Annotated in this window: 16 protein-coding genes and 1 tRNA gene; 11 read left to right on the top strand and 6 right to left on the bottom strand. The window is 64.5% G+C overall.

Annotation, left to right across the window (positions count from 1 at the left end):
* Window positions 1-57 precede the first annotated feature (57 nt).
* The 6 genes from WKW80_RS13945 to WKW80_RS13920 all read left to right on the top strand — a co-directional run bounded on the left by WKW80_RS13945 (window position 58) and on the right by WKW80_RS13920 (window position 3,493).
* Window positions 58-132: transfer RNA gene (locus WKW80_RS13945), tRNA-Val, on the top strand.
* Between the two features lie 283 nt (window positions 133-415).
* On the top strand, window positions 416-865 hold the full coding sequence (locus tag WKW80_RS13940; protein ID WP_340364144.1) for a hypothetical protein: 450 nt from the start codon (window positions 416-418) through the stop codon (window positions 863-865).
* Window positions 866-1,035: 170 nt separating this feature from the next.
* Window positions 1,036-1,161 (top strand): stereocilin, encoded by a 126-nt coding sequence (locus tag WKW80_RS13935; protein WP_340364143.1) that lies wholly within the window; start codon window positions 1,036-1,038, stop codon window positions 1,159-1,161.
* A 46-nt stretch (window positions 1,162-1,207) separates the two neighbouring features.
* Window positions 1,208-2,311 carry an NAD(P)/FAD-dependent oxidoreductase gene (locus WKW80_RS13930; RefSeq protein ID WP_340364142.1) on the top strand — a complete coding sequence of 368 codons (1,104 nt, stop codon included), beginning with the start codon at window positions 1,208-1,210 and terminating at the stop codon, window positions 2,309-2,311.
* A 111-nt stretch (window positions 2,312-2,422) separates the two neighbouring features.
* Complete coding sequence (locus WKW80_RS13925; protein ID WP_340364141.1) at window positions 2,423-2,737, top strand: ElaB/YgaM/YqjD family protein; 315 nt, start codon at window positions 2,423-2,425, stop codon at window positions 2,735-2,737.
* A 66-nt stretch (window positions 2,738-2,803) separates the two neighbouring features.
* Entirely contained in the window at window positions 2,804-3,493 is a 690-nt protein-coding gene (locus tag WKW80_RS13920; protein ID WP_340364140.1) for a phage holin family protein, read from the top strand.
* Between the two features lie 22 nt (window positions 3,494-3,515).
* On the opposite strand, the gene WKW80_RS13915 is transcribed toward WKW80_RS13920, so the two are convergent.
* The gene (locus WKW80_RS13915; RefSeq protein WP_340364139.1) at window positions 3,516-4,571 is read right to left on the bottom strand and encodes a quinone-dependent dihydroorotate dehydrogenase; all 1,056 of its coding nucleotides are present in this window, start codon (window positions 4,569-4,571) and stop codon (window positions 3,516-3,518) included.
* Between the two features lie 39 nt (window positions 4,572-4,610).
* Between WKW80_RS13915 and rpiA the strand changes: the two genes are divergently transcribed.
* Window positions 4,611-5,309 carry a ribose-5-phosphate isomerase RpiA gene (rpiA, locus tag WKW80_RS13910; RefSeq protein WP_340364138.1) on the top strand — a complete coding sequence of 233 codons (699 nt, stop codon included), beginning with the start codon at window positions 4,611-4,613 and terminating at the stop codon, window positions 5,307-5,309.
* 3 nt (window positions 5,310-5,312) lie between these two features.
* On the opposite strand, the gene WKW80_RS13905 is transcribed toward rpiA, so the two are convergent.
* The 5 genes from WKW80_RS13905 to WKW80_RS13885 form a co-directional block, all read right to left on the bottom strand.
* On the bottom strand, window positions 5,313-5,960 hold the full coding sequence (locus WKW80_RS13905; protein WP_340364137.1) for a glutaredoxin family protein: 648 nt from the start codon (window positions 5,958-5,960) through the stop codon (window positions 5,313-5,315).
* Window positions 5,961-6,009: 49 nt separating this feature from the next.
* Entirely contained in the window at window positions 6,010-8,070 is a 2,061-nt protein-coding gene (locus WKW80_RS13900; RefSeq protein WP_340364136.1) for a M3 family metallopeptidase, read from the bottom strand.
* 61 nt (window positions 8,071-8,131) lie between these two features.
* The gene (gene folD / locus WKW80_RS13895; RefSeq protein WP_340364135.1) at window positions 8,132-8,983 is read right to left on the bottom strand and encodes a bifunctional methylenetetrahydrofolate dehydrogenase/methenyltetrahydrofolate cyclohydrolase FolD; all 852 of its coding nucleotides are present in this window, start codon (window positions 8,981-8,983) and stop codon (window positions 8,132-8,134) included.
* 99 nt (window positions 8,984-9,082) lie between these two features.
* A complete protein-coding gene (locus WKW80_RS13890) occupies window positions 9,083-9,709 on the bottom strand; it encodes a response regulator transcription factor (RefSeq protein WP_340364134.1) in 627 nt (208 codons plus the stop codon).
* Entirely contained in the window at window positions 9,706-12,246 is a 2,541-nt protein-coding gene (locus WKW80_RS13885) for a PAS domain-containing sensor histidine kinase (RefSeq protein ID WP_340364184.1), read from the bottom strand. The genes WKW80_RS13890 and WKW80_RS13885 overlap by 4 nt, the downstream gene beginning before the upstream one ends.
* Window positions 12,247-12,444: 198 nt before the next feature.
* On the opposite strand from WKW80_RS13885, the gene aceE reads away from it, so the two are divergent.
* Genes aceE through lpdA form a run of 4 tightly spaced genes read left to right on the top strand, consistent with a single transcriptional unit; the run spans window position 12,445 to window position 19,282 of the window.
* On the top strand, window positions 12,445-15,159 hold the full coding sequence (gene aceE / locus WKW80_RS13880; RefSeq protein ID WP_340364133.1) for a pyruvate dehydrogenase (acetyl-transferring), homodimeric type: 2,715 nt from the start codon (window positions 12,445-12,447) through the stop codon (window positions 15,157-15,159).
* Between the two features lie 54 nt (window positions 15,160-15,213).
* Complete coding sequence (gene aceF, locus WKW80_RS13875; RefSeq protein ID WP_340364132.1) at window positions 15,214-16,875, top strand: dihydrolipoyllysine-residue acetyltransferase; 1,662 nt, start codon at window positions 15,214-15,216, stop codon at window positions 16,873-16,875.
* Entirely contained in the window at window positions 16,872-17,462 is a 591-nt protein-coding gene (locus WKW80_RS13870) for an Ntn hydrolase family protein (RefSeq protein WP_340364131.1), read from the top strand. Before aceF ends, WKW80_RS13870 begins: the two co-directional genes overlap by 4 nt.
* Entirely contained in the window at window positions 17,459-19,282 is a 1,824-nt protein-coding gene (lpdA, locus tag WKW80_RS13865) for a dihydrolipoyl dehydrogenase (protein ID WP_340364130.1), read from the top strand. Before WKW80_RS13870 ends, lpdA begins: the two co-directional genes overlap by 4 nt.
* Window positions 19,283-19,324: the final 42 nt, after the last annotated feature.

Here is a 19,324-nt window from a genome sequence, read left to right as displayed (position 1 = left end):
AAAGTGCGAAACATCTGACGGTGCCAACAACCTTTCACGGTTGCGCGGTTCTGGTCAGGGCGGTTAGCTCAGGGGTAGAGCACAGCATTCACACTGCTGGGGTCGGAGGTTCGAAGCCTCCACCGCCCACCAATCACATTGAGGGTTTCAGGCCGATTCGGCGCCTGCCCTGTGTCATCTCAGTCTGGATTTGTCCAAGAGCCTCCGTGAGCGCTGTACGCAATGGCCTGCTCGCACGAGACGTGCGAACGAGATGGTCGAGAACCGGGACTCGCCGGTACGGTTCGACCGGCGAAGCAAGACACCTGCGCTTTCGTAAAGTCACCGGGCTTTACCTTCTGTTCATCGGAAACGCGATGCAGCAGAGCCAATATCCATGGCTCAATGAAAAGCAGATGCCATGACTCGAAATTCATTGCACTCCGCCGGCAACGCTCCACGGTCCGCCGAGATCGAGCCGGACTTGACAATCCCCAACCTCGTAGCGGAGGTTTTCGACGAAGCGCCGGTGGCGGATCGGTGCAGCCTTGTCGAGGCACTGATGCGCCCGCTGGGCGTGCTGTCGCTCGTGGCAGTCGCCAATGGAATCTTCGCGAAGATCCGATTTCGAAACGCCGGGAACGAAGTCCGGGTGCGGTTCGACGACGTTCAGAACGTGAACGCCGCCGACGTGGTGGCGCTTGTCCATCATGCCCAACAGGTCAGCGTGGAGGCCGTCGACGGGCTGGCGCAATTGCTGGCCTCCTCCGGAGGCTTGGCGAGTTCGGCGGCTGCGACGCTTCTGATCGCGCTGCTCGTGCAGCGCGCGCGATCACGCATCGGCGCGCAGACAGTTCCCGGAGGCCATCCCGGCGATGCCGACTGAGGGACGGTGTACCGCGACGCGCGTCCCTGGCGAGTTTCGGTCGTGCGTGAAGTAAGCGCCGAATCGATTTCCGGGGTCGTTGGGCGCGCGGGCCAACGTGTGGTTACGCATGTTCACCCTACGCGTCCGATTGGGATCAGACTAGAACAAGAAACTCAAGGAGATTTGCGATGGCCTTTCCTGATCTGCCGACGCCTGTCACGCCCGACCCGCCCGATATGCCGGTCGAACCGGATGAAGGGCCCGTCGCGCCGACGCCCGACCCATCGGAGCCGGACGCGCCGCAGAAGGTGTAGTGGTGCGCGCTTGAGCACGGCGCGATCGAGCGGCTAAGCTCGCGCGATGGATGAATTCGATTGCGCCGTCATCGGCGCCGGTGTCGTGGGCCTGGCTGTTGCTCGTGAACTTGCGCTGGCGGGCCGGGAGGTCATCGTGCTGGAGAGCGAGGCCGCCATCGGCACCGGTACCAGTTCGCGTAACAGCGAGGTGATCCACGCCGGCATCTACTATCCCAATGGTTCGCTCAAGGCGCGTTTGTGCGTGGAAGGCAAGTGGCTGCTGTATGAATACCTCGACGCCCGAGGGTTGCCGTACAGGCGCTGCGGCAAGCTGATCGTCGCGACATCTTCCGCACAGGTCGGCGAACTGGAGTCGATACGCGCGAAGGCCGCAGCCAATGGCGTCGATGACCTGGCCTGGCTGGATGCCGACCAGGTGCATGCCCTCGAGCCGAGGTTGCATTGCCTTGCCGCCCTGCATTCGCCGAGCACCGGCATCGTCGATAGCCATGCCTTCATGCTGAGCTTGCAGGGCGAACTCGAGAACGCGGGCGGCGTCGTGGCGCTCAAGTCGCCCATCGAAGGTGCGGACTGTCGAGAGGGCGCACTCGTTCTCAGGGCGGCAGACGGCACGCTGCTTCGTTGCCGCAGCGTGGTCAACTCAGCGGGCCTGGGCGCTCCGGCGCTGGCGCGCCGCTTCGAAGGGCTCAATGCCGCGTTGGTGCCAACGCCGTATTTCGCCAAAGGCAACTACTTCACCCTCGCGGGCCGCGCGCCGTTCAGCCGACTCGTCTATCCGGTCCCCGAAGCGGCCGGCCTCGGCGTGCACCTGACGCTCGACCTCGGCGGCCAAGCCAAGTTCGGGCCCGATGTGCAATGGGTCGACTCGCCGGACGACCTCGTGGTCGACCCTGCGCGTGGCGACGCCTTCTATGCCGAGGTACGGCGCTACTGGCCGGAACTGCCTGACGGGGCGCTGATACCAGGCTATGCCGGCATGCGCCCCAAGATTTCAGGGCCCGGCCAGGCCGCAGCCGATTTCATGATCCAGGGGCCCGCAGTCCACGGCGTGGCCGGTCTCGTGAACCTCTTCGGCATCGAGTCGCCCGGCCTGACGAGCAGCCTGGCCATTGCGCGCAACGTTGGTGAACTGCTCGCGAAAGTATGAGTTCGGTGCGCCAAAAGGCTTGGCGCGCATGTACCATGGACCGGCACGCCACTTGCAGGCGTGAAGTAGCCGGCGCGGTGCCGGCGTATCTATCGGAGGGAAGATATTCCAATGACTGCATCCACCCAAAATCTAGAAGCAGCTGCAAACGCGGTGGCTGAAGACTTGGCCAACGATGTGCGCGGCGTGCTGGCCAGCAAGGAACTCGATTCCATCCCCCACATCAAGGCGCTGCGCCAGCGCGTCGACGCCAAGCTGGCAATTGCCCGTGAGTTGGCCTCCGAGAAGACCAAGTTGGCCGCCAAGAGGGCACGCGAGGCGGCCGGCTCGGCCAATGCCTACGCGCATGACGAACCTTGGCAAATTGCCGGCGCCGCATTGGCTGTAGGCATCCTGGTGGGCCTGCTGCTTGCCCGCCGCGACTGACGCAAGGACGCCTGACACACCACGCCATCGGCCCGTGCGCCTGGTCCGCAGACCTGGGGTCTGCCCATGAAACTGTTGTCCCTGTTCGGGCTTGATGCCCGAATACGCCGGTTGCGCATTGCCGTTGGCGAAGGCGCGCTTGCAGCGGAAGACCGCGTTCAACTGGTGCGGATGGCGTGGGATGAGGAGAAGCAGCGCTACAAGCTGGTGCTTGCTCTCGTGATTGCTGTGCTGGGGCTCACGACGGTTGCGGTGGCGTTGCTCTCCGTCGCGGTCGTCGTGCACTTCTGGGACACGCCGAACCGCATCGCCGCGGCTTGGACGGTCGCCGGGCTGTGGATCGTGCTCTGGTTGTTCGCGGTTGCGAAACTCATGAAGGCCCTGACGGACGCCAAGACGGTGGTCGCCGAAACCCGTCGCGAGTTCGAGCGTGACTGGCAATGGACGCGACATCGCCTCGGTCTCGACAGCCACGACGACGAGGAGCGGCCAGAGCGGCCGGCGACGCGCGAGGAATTGATGGCGCGCATCGATCGCCAGCGCCTGCGCATCATGACGCTCGAAACGCCGGACCCGGAACCCGCTCCGGGGACGCCTCCGCCGGACGAGTCCGTCGGTGCCGCCGCGCTGCGTATCGCGCGCGAGCATCCGGTGGCCACGGGCGTGGCGGCGGCGGCGGTCGTCGCCGTTCTGGGCCCGCGTCGGTTGATTCGGTGGAGCGCCGTGATCGCGCCAGTGATCTGGCGCATGCGCTGAGAGAGCATGCGCCGCAACTTCTTCAGGTGCGCTTGAGTGCAGCGGCAGCCTCGCGCACCAGCCCGGGACCCCGATAGATCAGGCCGGTGTAGATCTGCACAACGTCCGCACCGGCCGCGATCTTTGCCCTGGCGTCGGCGGCGCCCAGAATGCCGCCTACGCCGATGATTGGAAATTTCTTTCCGAGCGCCCCGCGCAGTTGGGCAATGACACGATTGCTGGCCTCGCGCACCGGCGCACCGGAGAGGCCGCCTGCCTCGTTCGCATGCGGCAGCCCGGCCACGGCCTCGCGTGAGAGCGTCGTATTGGTGGCGATGACGCCGTCCATGCCATGGCGTTTCAAGGTCGAGGCGATCACCACGACCTGTGCCCCGTCGAGGTCCGGCGCGATCTTCACGAACAAGGGCACACGCCGTCCGTGTTGCTCGGCGAGCGACTGGCGGCGTTCGGCGAGCGTACCGAGCAAAGCGTCGAGCGCCTCGTCGCTCTGCAGTGTGCGCAGGTTCGCGGTGTTGGGACTGGAGATGTTGATCGTCACGTAGTCCGCGTGCGGATAGACGCCCTCGAGGCACTGGAGATAGTCGTCCGTCGCGCGCTCTATCGGCGTGGCGGCGTTCTTGCCGATGTTGAGGCCCAGCAGCATCGGCGCCTTGCCCCCGGCATTCTTGCGAAAGCGCGCTCGCTGCACGTTGGCGATGAAGGCATCGAGCCCGTCGTTGTTGAAGCCCAGGCGGTTGATCAGCGCATCGCGCTGCGGCAGTCGAAACATGCGCGGCTTGGGATTGCCCGGTTGCGCCTTGGGCGTTACCGTGCCGACCTCCACGAAACCGAAGCCCATCGAGGCAAAGCCGTCGATGCAGCGCGCGTTCTTGTCAAGCCCCGCCGCCAAGCCGACCTTGTTGGGAAAACGCAAGCCCGCCAGCGAGACGGGGTCTTCGATGCGCGAGCCGCCATAGACGCAAGCAAGCGGCGTGTTCTGCGTGCGCTCGAGGCCGGCGATCGTGAGTTCGTGTGCCTGCTCGGGATCGAGCCCGAACAGGAAGGGGCGCGCAAAGGCGTAGGGGAGCAACAGGGACATCGGATAATTCTCGGCTTCAGACACTCAGGATTTTCCCCGATGAATGCATCCGCCCCGGCGCCTTTGACCCAGGACGAACTCAAGACCCAGGTTGGCCAGGCCGCGCTCCAGTATGTGGTGCCTGGCGAGATCGTCGGTGTGGGCACAGGCTCCACCGTCAACAAATTCATCGAGGCGCTGGCCACCGTCAAAGACCGGATTCGCGGCGCGGTTTCAAGCTCGGTCGCGTCGACCGAGCGCCTGCGCGCGCTGGGCATCGAGGTGTTCGACAGCAATGAAGTGGAAGATCTCTCGGTCTACATCGACGGTGCGGACGAGATCGACGGCCACGGTTTCATGATCAAGGGCGGCGGTGCGGCGCTCACGCGCGAGAAGATCGTTGCGGCCCAATCGCGCCGCTTCGTCTGTATTGCCGATTTGTCGAAGCGGGTCGAGGTGTTGGGTGCGTTTCCGCTGCCGGTGGAAGTCATCCCTATGGCCGCGCGGCGCGTGATGCGTCAGTTCGAAAAGCTTGGCGGCATGGCACACGTGCGCGAGCGCGATGGCCTGCCGCTGGTGACCGACAACGGCCAGCATATCCTCGACGTGACCGGCCTGAAGATCAGTGATCCGCTCGCATTCGAAAGTGAAGTCAGCCAATGGCCGGGGGTGGTCACGGTCGGCGTGTTCGCGCACCAGAAGGCGAACGTGTGCCTGCTGGGCACGCCCACGGGCGTGCAGACACTCAACTTCGACTGATGCTCAGAACTTGATGCCGGCAGGATTGTCCGGCGTCGGGCCCGAGGTGGCCGCTGGCGGCGGGACCGGCACGGCAGCGGTTGCCGGCGGGCGGGGGGCCGGCAAAGGCGCCTCCTTGACGGCGACCAGCGGTTGCGGGGGTGGCCTGGCGTAGCCGGCACTCAACTGATTGCTCTTGGGATAGCCTGCCGCATCGAGGTACCGTGACCACTCGATGTCGGAATAGCCCTTGAGTTGCTGCGTGCCGATGGCCACGACCGGAAGCGTGTTCTGGCCGCTCAGGCGCTGCAACGCCGCCACGTCCTCGTTGGTCTTGACGGTGCGTTCGCTGAAAGGCACGCCGCGTGTCGTCAGCATCCAGCGCGCCGCGCTGCACGGGGGACAGTCGTCGCCGGTGTAGAGCGTGACCGGATAGCGCTGAACGACCTGGCGAAGCTCGAAGGGCAGCCCGCTACTGCCGGGGTCAGGCATTTCGTTCACGGTGCCACTGCGCGGAATCGCAGGTTGTGCGGCCCTGGACGGAGCCTGGTCGGAGTAGCTGACCGTGCCGTTCTTGTCGACATTGCGATAGACCTGCGCCATCGCGCTGCCGGCCACCAGCAGCAACAGGAGCGAAAGGTGGCGGCCTCTGGGGTGTGAAGAAAAGCGCATCGCGAACTCCCGATCATCGACGTCGAATGGGCCGAGTATCCACCAGGCCTCAGGCCGCGTGCGATTCGGCCATGCCCTGATGTCGCAACAGCGCATCAAGTTGCGGCTCGCGGCCGCGGAAATCCTTGAACGATTCCATTGCGCTGCGGCTGCCGCCGGCTTCGAGGATGGCCTTCCGGTACTTGCGACCGGTCTCGATGCTGGGTTCGCCGTCGGCGCCAGCTGTTTCCTCGAACGCGGCATAAGCGTCGGCGCTCAGCACCTCGGCCCACTTGTAGCTGTAGTAGCCGGCCGCGTAGCCGCCCGAGAAGATGTGGCTGAAGGTGTTGGGCGTGCGGCTGAATTCCGGCGAGGGCATGACGGCCACCTCGGCGCGCACCCGGCCCAGCAGCGCGAGCACGTCGCCGGGTGCGGCGGCGGCGGCGTCGTAGCTGGTGTGGAGCAGCATGTCGAACAGCGAGAATTCGATCTGGCGCAGGGTCTGAAGGCCGCTCTGGTAGTTCTTGGCGGCGATCATCTTGTCGAAAAGGGTGCGCGGCAGGGGCTCTCCGGTGTCGACATGCGAGGTCATGTGCCTGAGCACATCCCACTCCCAGCAGAAGTTCTCCATGAACTGGCTGGGCAACTCGACGGCGTCCCATTCGACGCCACTGATCCCGGACACGTCGCGTTCGTTGATTTGCGTGAGCATGTGGTGCAGGCCGTGGCCGAACTCATGGAAGAGCGTGGTCACGTCGTCGTGGGTGAGCAGCGGCGGCTTGCCGTCGACGCCGGCCGCGAAGTTGCAGACCAGTTGCGCGACCGGGGTCTGCAGCGCGCCGGTATCGGGCCGCAGCCAGCGGGCGCGCACGTCGTCCATCCAGGCGCCGCCGCGCTTGCCGGCACGCGCGGAGGGGTCGAGGTAGAACTGGCCGACCTTCTGCGCGCCCTGAGGTGTCTGGCGCTCGATGCGATAGAACTCGACGGCCGGGTGCCACACCGGTGCGTCGTCGCGGCGGATGCTCACTTCGAACAGCGTCTCGACGATCTTGAACAGGCCGGCCATCACCTTTGGCGCGGTGAAGTACTGCTTGACCTCCTGCTCGCTGAAGGCATAGCGCGCTTCCTTGAGCTTTTCGCCGATGTAGCTCCAGTCCCAGGGCTGCGGGTCTGTCAGGGATAGCGATTCGGCGGCGAAGGCGCGCAGGTCGGCAAGGTCACGCTCGCCATAGGGGCGGGCCTTGGCTGCGAGGTCGCGCAGGAATTTGAGGACCTGATCCGGCGATTCGGCCATCTTCGGCACCACCGAGAGTTCGCCGAAGTTCTTGTAGCCGAGCAAATGTGCTTCTTCCTGGCGCAGCGCGAGGATCTCGCGGATCAGCGCGGTGTTGTCGAGCTCGGGCGGGCCGAATTCGCTCGCACGTGTGACATAGGCGCGGTAGAGCGTCTGGCGCAGCGCGCTGCTCTTGGCGAACTGCATCACCGGCAGGTAGCAGGGCATCTTGAGGGTGAGCTTGTAGCCTGGCTTGCCATCGGTTTCGGCGGCTGCGCGGGCGGTGCTGACAACGTCTTCGGGCACGCCGTCCAGCTCGCCCAATTGCGCGTAGTACGCAAAGGCATCGGTGGCGTCCAATGCGTTCTCGCTGAACTTCTGGCTCAACTCGGCTTGCCGCTCCTGGATGACGGCAAAGCGCTCCTTGGCAGCGCCTTGCAGTTCGGCACCGCCGAGTACGAAGTTGCGCACCGCGTACTTGTGGGCCTGGCGCTGCTCGGCATTGAGCGTGTTCACGTCGACGGCCTTGTATTTGGCATATAGGCGCTCATCGGAGCCGAGTTGCGTCCAGAACGCCGTGACGCGCGGCATCGCCTCGTTGTAGGCGGCGCGCAGTTCGGGCGTGTCGGCGACGGCGTTGAGATGGCCAACCGCGCCCCAGGCCCGGCTGAAGCGCTCGGTGGAGACGTCGAGAACATTGGCGATCGCCACCCACTCGGCGGGGAATTCGGGTGCTGTCACGGTCCGCAGGGCGGTCTCCGCATTGGCCAGCAACGTATCGACCGCAGGCGCAACATGCTCCGGCCGGATCTGGTCGAACAGCGGGAGGTCGGTGAAGTCGAGGAGGGGATTGGTCATGGTCTGGTTCAGATGGCGGGCAGGCGGGGCAAGTTCAAGTGTGGCTTGGTTTGGCTGCGCTTCAAGCGGTCGCGCGCTCTGCGGCCTCGAGCGTGTTCACGAGTAGCATGGCCCGCGTCATCGGGCCGACGCCACCGGGTACCGGTGTGATCCAACCGGCGACTTCGCGCACCCCTTCGAAGTCGACGTCGCCGCAGAGCTTGCCTTCGTCATTGCGGTTCATTCCAACGTCGATGACCACCGCGCCAGGCTTGACCATGTCGGCGGTGAGCACATTGCGCTTGCCGACGGCGGCGACGATCACGTCGGCCTGCAGCGTCATGGCCTTGAGGTCGCCAGTGGCGCTGTGGCAGATGGTGACGGTGGCGCTTTGCGCGAGCAGCATCATGGCCATGGGCTTGCCGACGATATTGCTGCGTCCAATGACGACTGCATGCTTGCCGCGCAGCTTGCAGCCGATGGATTCGAGCATCTTCATGCAGCCGTACGGCGTGCAGGGCCAGAAGCCGGGGGCGCCTGTCATCAGCGCGCCGGCACTGTGGATGTGGAAGCCATCGACGTCTTTGGCCGGCGAGATGGTCTCGATGACCTTCTGGCTGTCCATGTGCTTCGGCAGCGGCAGCTGGACTAGGATGCCGTGCACGGCAGGGTCGTCGTTGAGGGCGTGGATGCGGGCGAGCAGGTCGGCTTCGCTCATGTCGGCCGGATAGCGCTCCAGCGTGGCCTGCAGGCCGGTCTCGGTGCTGTCGTTGACCTTGTGCTTGGTGTAGACCTGGCTTGCGGGGTCCTCACCGACCAGGATGATGGAAAGAGCCGGCTGGATGCTGCGCGCCTTGAGCGCCGCAGTGCGGCCGGCGACTTCGGCGCGAATGGTTTTGGCAAGTGCGTTGCCGTCGATCAGTTGAGCAGTCATGGCGATGATTTTCCAAGCAAAAACGCCCGCTCACGCGGGCGTGGCGGGCGCAATGCCTACAAGTGCAATAGCGAACGAAATGCGACGGAGGGACTTTCTTCAGGTCTTCGGGGCGTTCTGCCCCAGCGCGATCTTCAACAAGTCGGCAACGGTGTTGGCGTTGAGCTTTTCCATGATGTTGGCACGATGCGCCTCCACCGTCTTGATGCTGATGCCGAGGTCGTCGGCAATCTGCTTGTTCAGGCGGCCGGCGACGATGCGTTCGAGCACCTGGGCTTCGCGGCCGGTCAGCTTGGACAGGAGTGCGTCGCGGCTGGCCGATTGCTGGTGCTGGGCGAAGGCGCCGCGCGCATGTTCGAGCATTCGCTCGACCAGCGAGACGAGTTCCTCGTCGTTGAAAGGCTTCTGGATGAAATCCATCGCGCCCTTTTTCATCGAATCGACCGCCATCGGCACGTCGCCGTGGCCGGTGATGACCACGATGGGCAGCGGGGAGCGGCGTTCGATCAGCCGATCCTGCAACTCCAGCCCCGTCATGCCGCCCATGCGGATGTCGACGATCAGACACGCGACTTCGCGCGGGTCATAGCGGGAGAGAAACGATTCAGCGGAATCGAAACAGCGGACTCGGTAGTCCTTGCCTTCCAACAGCCACTGCAGGGAATCACGAACCGCTTCGTCGTCGTCGACAACGTAGACCGTGCCCTTCTTGGGAATCAAACTCATGCCGTTACCTTTGTCTCATCACTTGCTATCGGGTCCATCGCGTCAAACACCGGTATCCAAAAGGAAAAACGGCAGCCAACCACCTGTGAGAGATTGTAAATGTTCTCTGCCTGCATCCTGCCACGGTGCGACTCGACGATCGTCCGGCACAAATTGAGCCCGATGCCCATTCCTTCCGGTTTCGTCGAGAAGAATGCTTCATACAGCCGGTCCATGACTTCGGGCGCCAGGCCCATGCCGGTGTCCTGTACCGAAAACTCGACGGCGTTGTGTCCATCGACCACCTTCGGAACCACCCGCAACTCTACGCTTCGACGCGCCAGCGGACGATTTGCCACGTCGATGGATTCGGCCGCGTTCTTGAGCAGGTTGACCAGCACCTGTTCGATGAGGATCGGGTCCACCCGCAGGATGGGCAGGCGCGCCGCGACGTAGTGGTTGAGTCTCACATTGCGTCGGCGCAATTCGATGCCCGCGAGTTCCACGGCTTCGCTGACCATCGTGCTGACTTCGGCCGGCGTGCGATTGGGCTCGCTGCGTTTCACGAACGAGCGAATACGCTGAATGATCTGGCCGGCGCGCTGGGCCTGTTTGGACGTCTTGTCGAGCGCGGCCAGCAGCGAATCGCTGTCGATGGTCTGGCCCTTGATGCGCGAGGCCATGCCGTTGCAGTAGTTGTTGATGGCGGTCAGCGGCTGAGTCAGTTCGTGCGCCACGCTGGAGGCCATTTCGCCCATGGTGATGAGGCGGCTGGCGGCTTGTGCGCGGTCGGCTTGCGCGGCCGACAGGTCTTCGGCGTCGCGCCGCTGCGTGATGTCCGTGGCGATCACCATCTGTGCGAGCCGGCCATCGACCCACGTGAGGTAACGCGAACGCACTTCAAGCCACTTGCCGAGGTCGGGTACGAAGATCTCGTTGTTGCCGGGCTGGGCCGCGGTGAGCGTGTCGATCGGCAGGCCAGCGTAGGGGTCGACGTCGTCCAGGCCCTCGTCGTGCGCCTGCGAGGCCGGCACGCCGGCCTGGGCGACCAGGTCGAGGTGGCCCACGGTGTCGGAGCCGAACCAGCTTCGATACATCTTGTTGGCAAACAGTAGTTCCTTGCTGCCCAGCGGCGCCACCGACACCGATGCGTCGAACGCTTCCAGCACGATGGTGAAGCGCTCATGCGACGCCGAGAGTTGCTCGCGGATGCGCGTGGGCTCGGTGATGTCGGTCATGGAAGTCATCCAGCCGGTCTGGTGGCCGCGTGCGTCGATCAGCGGCGAAACGTAGAGCCGCGCGTCGAACACGCTGCCGTTCCTGCGCTTGACCCGTACCTGGAAGCCGCCGGGCAGGGCGCGCCCGTGCAGCTCTTCCTCGAGGCGGTCGTTCATCACCTCGCGATCGGACTCCAGCCAGTAGGGGAAGGGCGGCGTTTGCCCGACCAGTTCCGATTCGCTCCAGCCGGTCATTGCGCAGAAGGCGGCGTTCACGTAGGTGATGCGGCCTTCCAGGTCGAGCACGCGCATGCCGGTGAGCATGGAGTTTTCCATCGCGCGGCGGAAGTTGGTTTCGGCCACCAGCGCTTGCTGTGCCTGCACGCGCCGGCGCGTGTGGCGCCAGGTGCCGATCAGCATCCAGCTTGTGAGCACGCTGAGCGCGCCGACGAGCCAGAACAGGCCGTTGCCGACAAACCCCTGCGAGGTGCGGTAGGCCTGGGCACGCAGCAGCAGGCCATTTCCGACAGGAGATACCGGCACTTCGTATTCGTTGGTGTGCTCGTTCCACGGCAGCACGCGCGTGCCGGCTTCACGGGGGTTGACGGTGTTGCCGGCGATCAAGCCGTCCTTGGCGTCGAGCAGCGACACCGCATAACGTGCCGACACTTCGGGGGGAATGCCATAGCGCAGCAGTCCGTCGATCGAGAACTCGCCCATCAGCACGCCGGCGAACAAGCCCTGGTCGAACAGCGGGATGTGAAGCTGGAGCAGGCTGGCCGGATCGTTTCCGGCAACGGGTTGCGAATACACGGGCTGGCGCAACTCGCGCGACAGCGCGTAGTTGGTCTCGATGTCGCCCGGCCGCAGCACTTCGCCGATCGCGTGCTGCTGTGCCGGGTGCACGCTGGGTGCCGCGTATTCGGCCTTCACGCGGCGGCGGTCGTCGATCCAGGTGACGGCTTGCAGTTCGGGGAACTGGCTCACCAGCGATTCGGCACGGCTTGCAAACTCTGCGGAATCGATCTCGCGGTTGGACGCGTCGCGCGCCACGCGCATCAATTGCTCTTGCCGCTCGAGCAAACGCAGGCGCAAGCGCTGCTGGGCGTATTCGACATCGCGCTTGACCGATTCCTGCTCGCGCTCGAGTTCCTCTGCACGCAGGTACCAAAATGCCGAAACAATGGCCGCGAGAAACAACAAGACCGCGGCCAATGGGGCCAGCATCGCCACCGCATCCTGCAGCATTGGAGTCTGTCGACGCCACCACCGGCGCCACCATGACAAGGGCGACGATTTGGCGGCACTGCGCGCTGCATCGACGGGAGAGGGAAACGCCATCGCCCAAGTGTAGGGGAACCCCGTGTTGCGCATCGGGAAGGGTCGTGACAAGCGGCCTTCGAATTTTGGGCTCAATCGATGTATTTCATAATATAAAAACACAACGCACGATTTGAAATTACATAAAAGTTGTGCGAAACTTCCTTCCGTCGCAAACACGGCGGTAAATTGGCTGCCATCCACACCCAGGAGACAACAATGTCGGCAAGTCCCGAGAATCTTTTTGGCTCGGCCGCGAATGACGCGGACGCGCAGGAAACACGTGAATGGATGGACGCCCTGTCCGCCGTCATCCAGAGTGAGGGCCCCGAGCGCGCTCACTTCCTTCTCGAGCAACTTCTGGAGCATGCGCGCCAGAACAGCATCGACAAACCGTTCTCGGCCAATACCGCCTACGTCAACACCATCGAGGCGGACCAGGAAGAGCGCTCCCCCGGCAACCTGGAGATCGAGGAGCGCCTGCGTTCCTACATGCGCTGGAACGCGATGGCGATGGTGGTCAAGGCCAACCGCCATCACCCGCCCGAAGGCGGCGACCTCGGCGGCCACATCGGCTCCTTCGCATCGCTGGCCAGCATGTTCGGCGCCGGCTTCAACCACTTCTGGCATGCCGAGAGCGAAAACCACGGCGGCGACTGCCTCTACATCCAGGGCCACGTCTCGCCCGGCGTCTATGCCCGCGCGTACCTCGAAGGCCGTCTGACCGAAGAGCAATTGCTCAACTTCCGCCAGGAAGTCGACGGCAAGGGTCTCTCCAGCTACCCGCATCCGAAGCTGATGCCCGATTTCTGGCAATTCCCGACGGTGTCGATGGGCCTGGGCCCTCTGATGGCCATCTACCAGGCCCGTTTCCTCAAGTACCTGCATGCCCGCGGTATTGCCAACACCGAAAACCGCAAGGTCTGGGTGTTCTGCGGCGACGGTGAAATGGACGAGGTCGAATCGCTCGGCGCCATCGGCCTGGCCGCACGCGAGAAGCTCGACAACCTGGTTTTCGTCATCAACTGCAACCTGCAGCGCCTGGACGGCCCGGTGCGCGGCAACGGCAAGATCGTGCAGGAACTGGAGGGCGAGTTCCGCGGCGCGGGCTGGAACGTCATCAAGCTGCTGTGGGGCAGCAACTGGGATCCACTGCTGGCGCGCGACAAGGACGGTGCGCTGCGCAAGCTCATGATGGACACGGTCGACGGCGACTACCAGGCGTTCAAGGCCAACGACGGCGCCTACGTTCGCAAGCACTTCTTCGGCAAGGACCCGCGCACGGCGGCCATGGTCGAGAAGATGAGCGACGACGACATCTGGCAACTGCGTCGCGGCGGCCATGATTCGCAGAAGGTGTATGCCGCCTTCCACTCCGCCGTGAACCACAAGGGCCAGCCGACGGTGCTGCTGATCAAGACCGTCAAGGGCTTCGGCATGGGCAAGATCGGCGAGGGCAAGAACACGGTCCACCAGACCAAGAAGCTGAGCGAAGACGACATCAAGGCCTTCCGCGACCGCTTCAACATCCCGATCCCGGACAGCCAGATCGCGGACATCCCCTTCTACAAGCCGGCCGACGACACGCCGGAAATGAAGTACCTGCACGATCGCCGCAAGGCGCTGGGCGGCTACCTGCCGCACCGCCGTATCAAGGCCGACGAGAGCTTTACCGTGCCTTCGCTGGACGTGTTCAAGAGCGTGATGGAACCGACCGCCGAGGGCCGGGAGATCTCCACGACGCAAGCCTACGTGCGCTTCCTCACGCAGTTGCTGCGCGACCAGGCGCTGGGCCCGCGTGTCGTGCCGATTCTGGTCGACGAAGCGCGCACCTTCGGCATGGAAGGCCTGTTCCGCCAGATCGGCATCTACAACCCCGATGGCCAGCAGTACACACCGGTCGACAAGGACCAGGTCATGTACTACAAGGAAGACAAGGCCGGCCAGATCCTGCAGGAAGGCATCAACGAAGCCGGTGGCATGTCGAGCTGGATTGCCGCGGCCACGTCGTACTCGACGAACAACCGCATCATGGTGCCGTTCTACGTGTACTACTCGATGTTCGGCTTCCAGCGCATCGGCGACCTGGCCTGGGCTGCGGGCGACATGCAGGCGCGGGGCTTCCTGCTCGGCGGCACGTCGGGGCGCACCACGCTGAACGGCGAAGGCCTGCAGCACGAGGACGGCCACAGCCACATCCTGGCCAACACGATTCCGAACTGCGTGAGCTACGACCCGACGTTCGCGCACGAAGTCGGCGTGATCCTGCACCATGGCCTGAAGCGTATGGTCGAGCGCCAGGAAAACGTCTACTACTACATCACGCTGCTCAATGAAAACTACCCGATGCCCGGCCTGCAACCCGGCACCGAGGAGCAGATCATCAAGGGCATGTACCTGGCCAAGCAGGGGCCTGCGCTCAAGGCCAAGGCACCGACGGTGCAACTGCTCGGCAGCGGCACGATCCTGCGCGAAAGCTTCTTCGCGCAGGAGTTGCTCGAGAAGGACTGGGGCGTGAGCGCGAGCGTCTGGAGCTGCCCGAGCTTCAACGAGCTGACGCGCGACGGCCAGGAAGCCGATCGCTGGAACCTGCTGCATCCGACCGAAGCGGAGAAGGTGCCGTTCGTGGCGCAGCAACTGTCGGCCACGACCGGCCCGGTAGTCGCATCGACCGACTACATGAAGGCCTACGCCGAACAGATCCGCCCCTTCGTTCCGAAGGGCCGCAACTTCAAGGTGCTGGGCACCGACGGCTTCGGCCGCAGCGACTTCCGGGCGAAGCTGCGCGAGCATTTCGAGGTCAACCGTCACTTCATCGTCGTTGCTGCGCTGAAGGCGCTCAGCGAAGACGGCGCGGTACCGGCAGCCAAGGTGGCCGAAGCGATCAAGAAGTACGGCATCAACCCCGACAAGATCAACCCGCTCTACGCGTAATCAACAACCAACAATCCGAACAACCGACGCGCCTCACGGGCGGGAGACAACGAGATGGCAACAGTGGAAGTCAAGGTGCCGGACATCGGCGATTTCGATGAAGTCGCGGTGATCGAAGTGCTGGTCAAGGTGGGTGACACGGTCAAGGCCGAGCAGTCGCTGATCACGGTGGAGTCGGACAAGGCTTCGATGGAAATTCCGTCGAGCCAGGCCGGCGTGGTGAAGGAACTGAAGGTCGAGGTAGGCAGCAAGGTCAAGGAGGGCTCCGTGGTGCTCCTGCTGGAAGGCGAGGGGGCGGCTGCTGCTGCACCCGCGGCCGCTCCTGCTGCGGCGCCCGCTCCGGCGACAGCGGCGGTTGCGGCGCCAGCACCGGCTGCCGCGGCTGCCGCGGCGCCCGCTGCATCGGCGGGTCCGATCAACGTGACGGTGCCCGACATCGGGGACTTCAAGGACGTCGCCGTGATCGAGGTGCTGGTGAAGCCCGGCGACACGATCAAGGTCGAGCAGTCGCTGATCACCGTGGAGTCGGACAAGGCTTCGATGGAGATCCCTTCGTCGGCAGCCGGCGTGCTGAAGGAACTCAAGGTCAAGGTTGGCGATACGGTCAACATTGGCGACTTGATCGCGATCGTGGAAGGCTCGGGTGGCGGCGCTGCTGCGCCTGCGCCAGCTGCCGCGGCCCCCGCGGCCGCGACGGCGTCGGCCCCGGTTGCCGCCGCTGCACCTGCTTCCGCGCCTGCGACAGCACCTGCTGCGCACGACCCGACCGTCGCGCCCAAAGGCAATCTGCCTCACGCGTCGCCCTCCGTGCGCAAGTTCGCCCGTGAACTCGGCGTGCCGCTGGAAGAGGTCAAGGGCTCCGGTCCGAAGGGCCGCATTACCGAGGAAGACGTCAAGGGCTTCACCCGTTCGGTAATGACCGGCCAGGCCAGCACCAAGGCATCGGCGGCGAAGGCACCGGCTGGCGGCGGAGACGGCGCGGCGCTGGGGCTCATCCCGTGGCCCAAGGTCGACTTCTCCAAGTTCGGCGAGTTCGAGCGCAAGGACCTGTCGCGCATCAAGAAGATCAGCGGCGCGAACCTGCACCGCAACTGGGTGATGATCCCGCACGTCACCAACCATGACGACGCCGACATCACCGACCTCGAAGCCTTCCGCGTCTCCACCAACAAGGAGAACGAGAAGTCGGGCGTCAAGGTCACGATGCTGGCCTTCCTGATCAAGGCCTCGGTCGCGGCGCTCAAGAAGTTCCCGGAGTTCAACAGCTCGATCGACGGCGACCAGCTGGTGCTGAAGAAGTACTTCCACATCGGCTTCGCGGCCGACACGCCGAACGGCCTCGTGGTGCCCGTCATCAAGGATGCCGACAAGAAGGGCGTGATCCAGATCAGCCAGGAAATGGGCGAACTGGCCAAGAAGGCGCGCGACGGCAAGCTGGGTCCGGCCGACATGTCGGGCGCCTGCTTCACGATCAGTTCGCTGGGCGGCATCGGTGGCCGGTACTTCACGCCGATCATCAACGCGCCTGAAGTCGCGATCCTTGGCGTATGCAAGAGCACGACGGAACCGGTGTGGGACGGCAAGGCGTTCCAGCCGCGCCTGATGCTGCCGCTGTCGCTGAGCTGGGATCACCGTGTGATCGATGGCGCCGCGGCCGCACGCTTCAACGTGTACCTGGCGCAAATCCTCGGGGACTTCCGCCGCGTTCTTCTATGACAACCGTGGTGGCCGCCCGCAAGGGCGGCCAGGTAGCCATGGCGGCCGACTCGCTCGTGACCTTCGGCGACACGCGCATGTCGCACCGCATGGAAGCCAACCGCAAGATGTTCAAGGTCGACGATGCCGTCGGCCAGAGCGTCATTGCCGTGGCGGGCTCCGCAGCGCACTTTCCGGCTTTGCGTCATGCGATGGCCGCTACGGCGCGCGAGGAACTTCGCTTCGGCAGCAAGGATGAGGTCTATCGCACCTTCACGCAGTTGCATCCGGTGCTGAAGGACTCGTTCTTCATGCAGACCAAGGAAGACGAGCACGAGCCGTACGAGTCGAGCCAGTTCACGCTGTTGCTGGCCAACCCGAGCGGCATCTACGGCATCTACAGCTACCGCGAAGTGTTCGAGTTCAAGGAGTTCTGGGGCATCGGCTCCGGACGCAGCTTTGCACTCGGCGCCATGCATGCGGCTTACGGCCGGGCGCGCACCGCGCTGGAAGTCGCGCAGGCCGGCATCGATGCCGCCTGCGAATTCGATCGCAATTCGGCCGGACCGGTCGACGTTCTCACACTCAAACTCAAGGTGTCCAAATGAGCGAACAACAAATCAAGGTGCCCGACATTGGTGACTTCGACGAAGTCGCGGTGATCGAGGTGCTGGTCAAGGTGGGCGACACGGTGAAGGCGGAGCAATCGCTGATCACGGTCGAGTCGGACAAGGCTTCGATGGAGATTCCGTCGTCGGCGGCGGGCGTCGTGAAGGCGCTGGCCGTGAACATCGGCGACAAGGTCAAGGAAGGTTCGGTGGTTCTGACGCTGGAGGTCAGCGATGCGGCCGCTGCTGCGCCGAGCCCGTCGGCGCCAGCGCCTTCGCCTGCTGCGGCACCGGCGCCGAAGCAGGCGCCAGCGCCAGCCGCTTCTGCACCCGCTCCCGCGTCGACGTATGGCGGCTCGGTCGACGTCGAATGCGACGTCATCGTGCTCGGCGCCGGCCCCGGCGGCTATTCGGCAGCCTTCCGCGCGGCCGACCTCGGACTCAAGGTGGTGCTGATCGAGCGCTACGCGACGCTCGGCGGCGTGTGCCTGAACGTCGGCTGCATCCCCTCGAAGGCCTTGCTGCACGTTGCCTCGGTGATGGATGAGGTCAAGCATTTCGAATCGCTCGGCGTGACTTTCGCCGCGCCGACGGTCGACCGTGCCAAGCTGCTCGGCCACAAGAACAAGGTTGTCGGCAAACTCACCGGCGGCCTCACGGCCATGGCCAAGATGCGCAAGGTGACGGTGGTGCGCGGCGTCGGCAATTTCATCGACCCGTATCACATCGAGGTCGAGGAAACGTCAGGCACGAGTTGGGACACCACCGGCAAGAAGCAGGTCGTCAAGTTCCGCAACGCAATCATCGCGGCCGGTTCGCAGGCCGTGAGCCTGCCCTTCATGCCGAAGGACGATCCGCGCGTGGTCGACTCCACCGGCGCGCTGCAGATGGGCACGGATCCGAAGCGCATGCTGATCCTCGGCGGCGGCATCATCGGCCTCGAGATGGGCACGGTGTATTCAACGCTGGGTGCGCGCCTCGACGTGGTCGAAATGCTCGACGGCCTGATGCAAGGCGCCGACCGCGACCTGGTCAAGGTGTGGCAGAAGATGAACACGCCCCGCTTCGACAACATCATGCTCAAGACCAAGACGGTCGGTGCCGAGGCGACGAAGGAGGGCATCAAGATCACCTTCGAGGGTGAACAGGCGCCCAAGGAGCCGCAGGTGTACGACCTGGTGCTGCAGGCCGTCGGCCGCAGCCCGAACGGCAAGAAGATCGGTGCCGAGAAGGCCGGCGTGACGGTGAGCGACCGCGGCTTCATTCCGGTCGACATCCAGATGCGTACCAACGTGCCGCACATCTTCGCGATCGGCGACATCATCGGCCAGCCGATGCTGGCCCACAAGGCGGTGCACGAGGCGCACGTGGCGGCCGAGGTGATCGCCGGCGAGCAGAAGGGCGACAAGGAACTCTCCAGCGCCGCTTTCAATGCCCGCGTGATCCCGAGCGTGGCCTACACCGACCCCGAGGTGGCATGGGTCGGCATCACCGAGGATCAAGCCAAGGCCGAGGGCGTCAAGGTCAAGAAGGGCCTGTTCCCGTGGACGGCATCCGGCCGCGCCATCGCCAATGGCCGGGACGAGGGCTATACCAAACTTCTGTTCGACGCCGAGACGCACCGCATCATTGGCGGCGGCATCGTCGGCACGCATGCGGGCGACATGATCGGCGAAGTGGCGCTCGCCATCGAGATGGGCGCGGACGAAGTCGACATCGGCAAGACCATCCATCCGCACCCGACGCTCGGCGAAAGCATCGGCATGGCGGCGGAAGTGGCGCATGGCACCTGCACCGACCTGCCGCCGTCGAAACGCTGAACTCGCTGAAGCGTAGTGCCCATGAAAAATCCCGCCCCAGAG

Source organism: Variovorax humicola (assembly GCF_037889915.1).
Classification (GTDB): Bacteria; Pseudomonadota; Gammaproteobacteria; order Burkholderiales; family Burkholderiaceae_C; genus Variovorax; species Variovorax humicola.
Note: the sequence above shows the minus strand (reverse complement) of the source record. Positions and strands in the feature narration are given on the sequence as shown.

What these genes read in the sequence shown, in the direction of transcription:
- aceF (WP_340364132.1), top strand. Translation starts at nt 15,214, where the DNA reads ATGGCAACAGTGGAAGTCAAGGTGCCGGACATCGGCGATTTCGATGAA.
- WKW80_RS13870 (WP_340364131.1), top strand. Translation starts at nt 16,872, where the DNA reads ATGACAACCGTGGTGGCCGCCCGCAAGGGCGGCCAGGTAGCCATGGCG.
- WKW80_RS13885 (WP_340364184.1), bottom strand. Translation starts at nt 12,246, where the DNA reads ATGGCGTTTCCCTCTCCCGTCGATGCAGCGCGCAGTGCCGCCAAATCG.
- WKW80_RS13905 (WP_340364137.1), bottom strand. Translation starts at nt 5,960, where the DNA reads ATGCGCTTTTCTTCACACCCCAGAGGCCGCCACCTTTCGCTCCTGTTG.
- WKW80_RS13900 (WP_340364136.1), bottom strand. Translation starts at nt 8,070, where the DNA reads ATGACCAATCCCCTCCTCGACTTCACCGACCTCCCGCTGTTCGACCAG.
- WKW80_RS13930 (WP_340364142.1), top strand. Translation starts at nt 1,208, where the DNA reads ATGGATGAATTCGATTGCGCCGTCATCGGCGCCGGTGTCGTGGGCCTG.
- rpiA (WP_340364138.1), top strand. Translation starts at nt 4,611, where the DNA reads ATGAATGCATCCGCCCCGGCGCCTTTGACCCAGGACGAACTCAAGACC.
- lpdA (WP_340364130.1), top strand. Translation starts at nt 17,459, where the DNA reads ATGAGCGAACAACAAATCAAGGTGCCCGACATTGGTGACTTCGACGAA.
- WKW80_RS13925 (WP_340364141.1), top strand. Translation starts at nt 2,423, where the DNA reads ATGACTGCATCCACCCAAAATCTAGAAGCAGCTGCAAACGCGGTGGCT.
- WKW80_RS13920 (WP_340364140.1), top strand. Translation starts at nt 2,804, where the DNA reads ATGAAACTGTTGTCCCTGTTCGGGCTTGATGCCCGAATACGCCGGTTG.
- aceE (WP_340364133.1), top strand. Translation starts at nt 12,445, where the DNA reads ATGTCGGCAAGTCCCGAGAATCTTTTTGGCTCGGCCGCGAATGACGCG.
- WKW80_RS13935 (WP_340364143.1), top strand. Translation starts at nt 1,036, where the DNA reads ATGGCCTTTCCTGATCTGCCGACGCCTGTCACGCCCGACCCGCCCGAT.
- WKW80_RS13915 (WP_340364139.1), bottom strand. Translation starts at nt 4,571, where the DNA reads ATGTCCCTGTTGCTCCCCTACGCCTTTGCGCGCCCCTTCCTGTTCGGG.
- folD (WP_340364135.1), bottom strand. Translation starts at nt 8,983, where the DNA reads ATGACTGCTCAACTGATCGACGGCAACGCACTTGCCAAAACCATTCGC.
- WKW80_RS13890 (WP_340364134.1), bottom strand. Translation starts at nt 9,709, where the DNA reads ATGAGTTTGATTCCCAAGAAGGGCACGGTCTACGTTGTCGACGACGAC.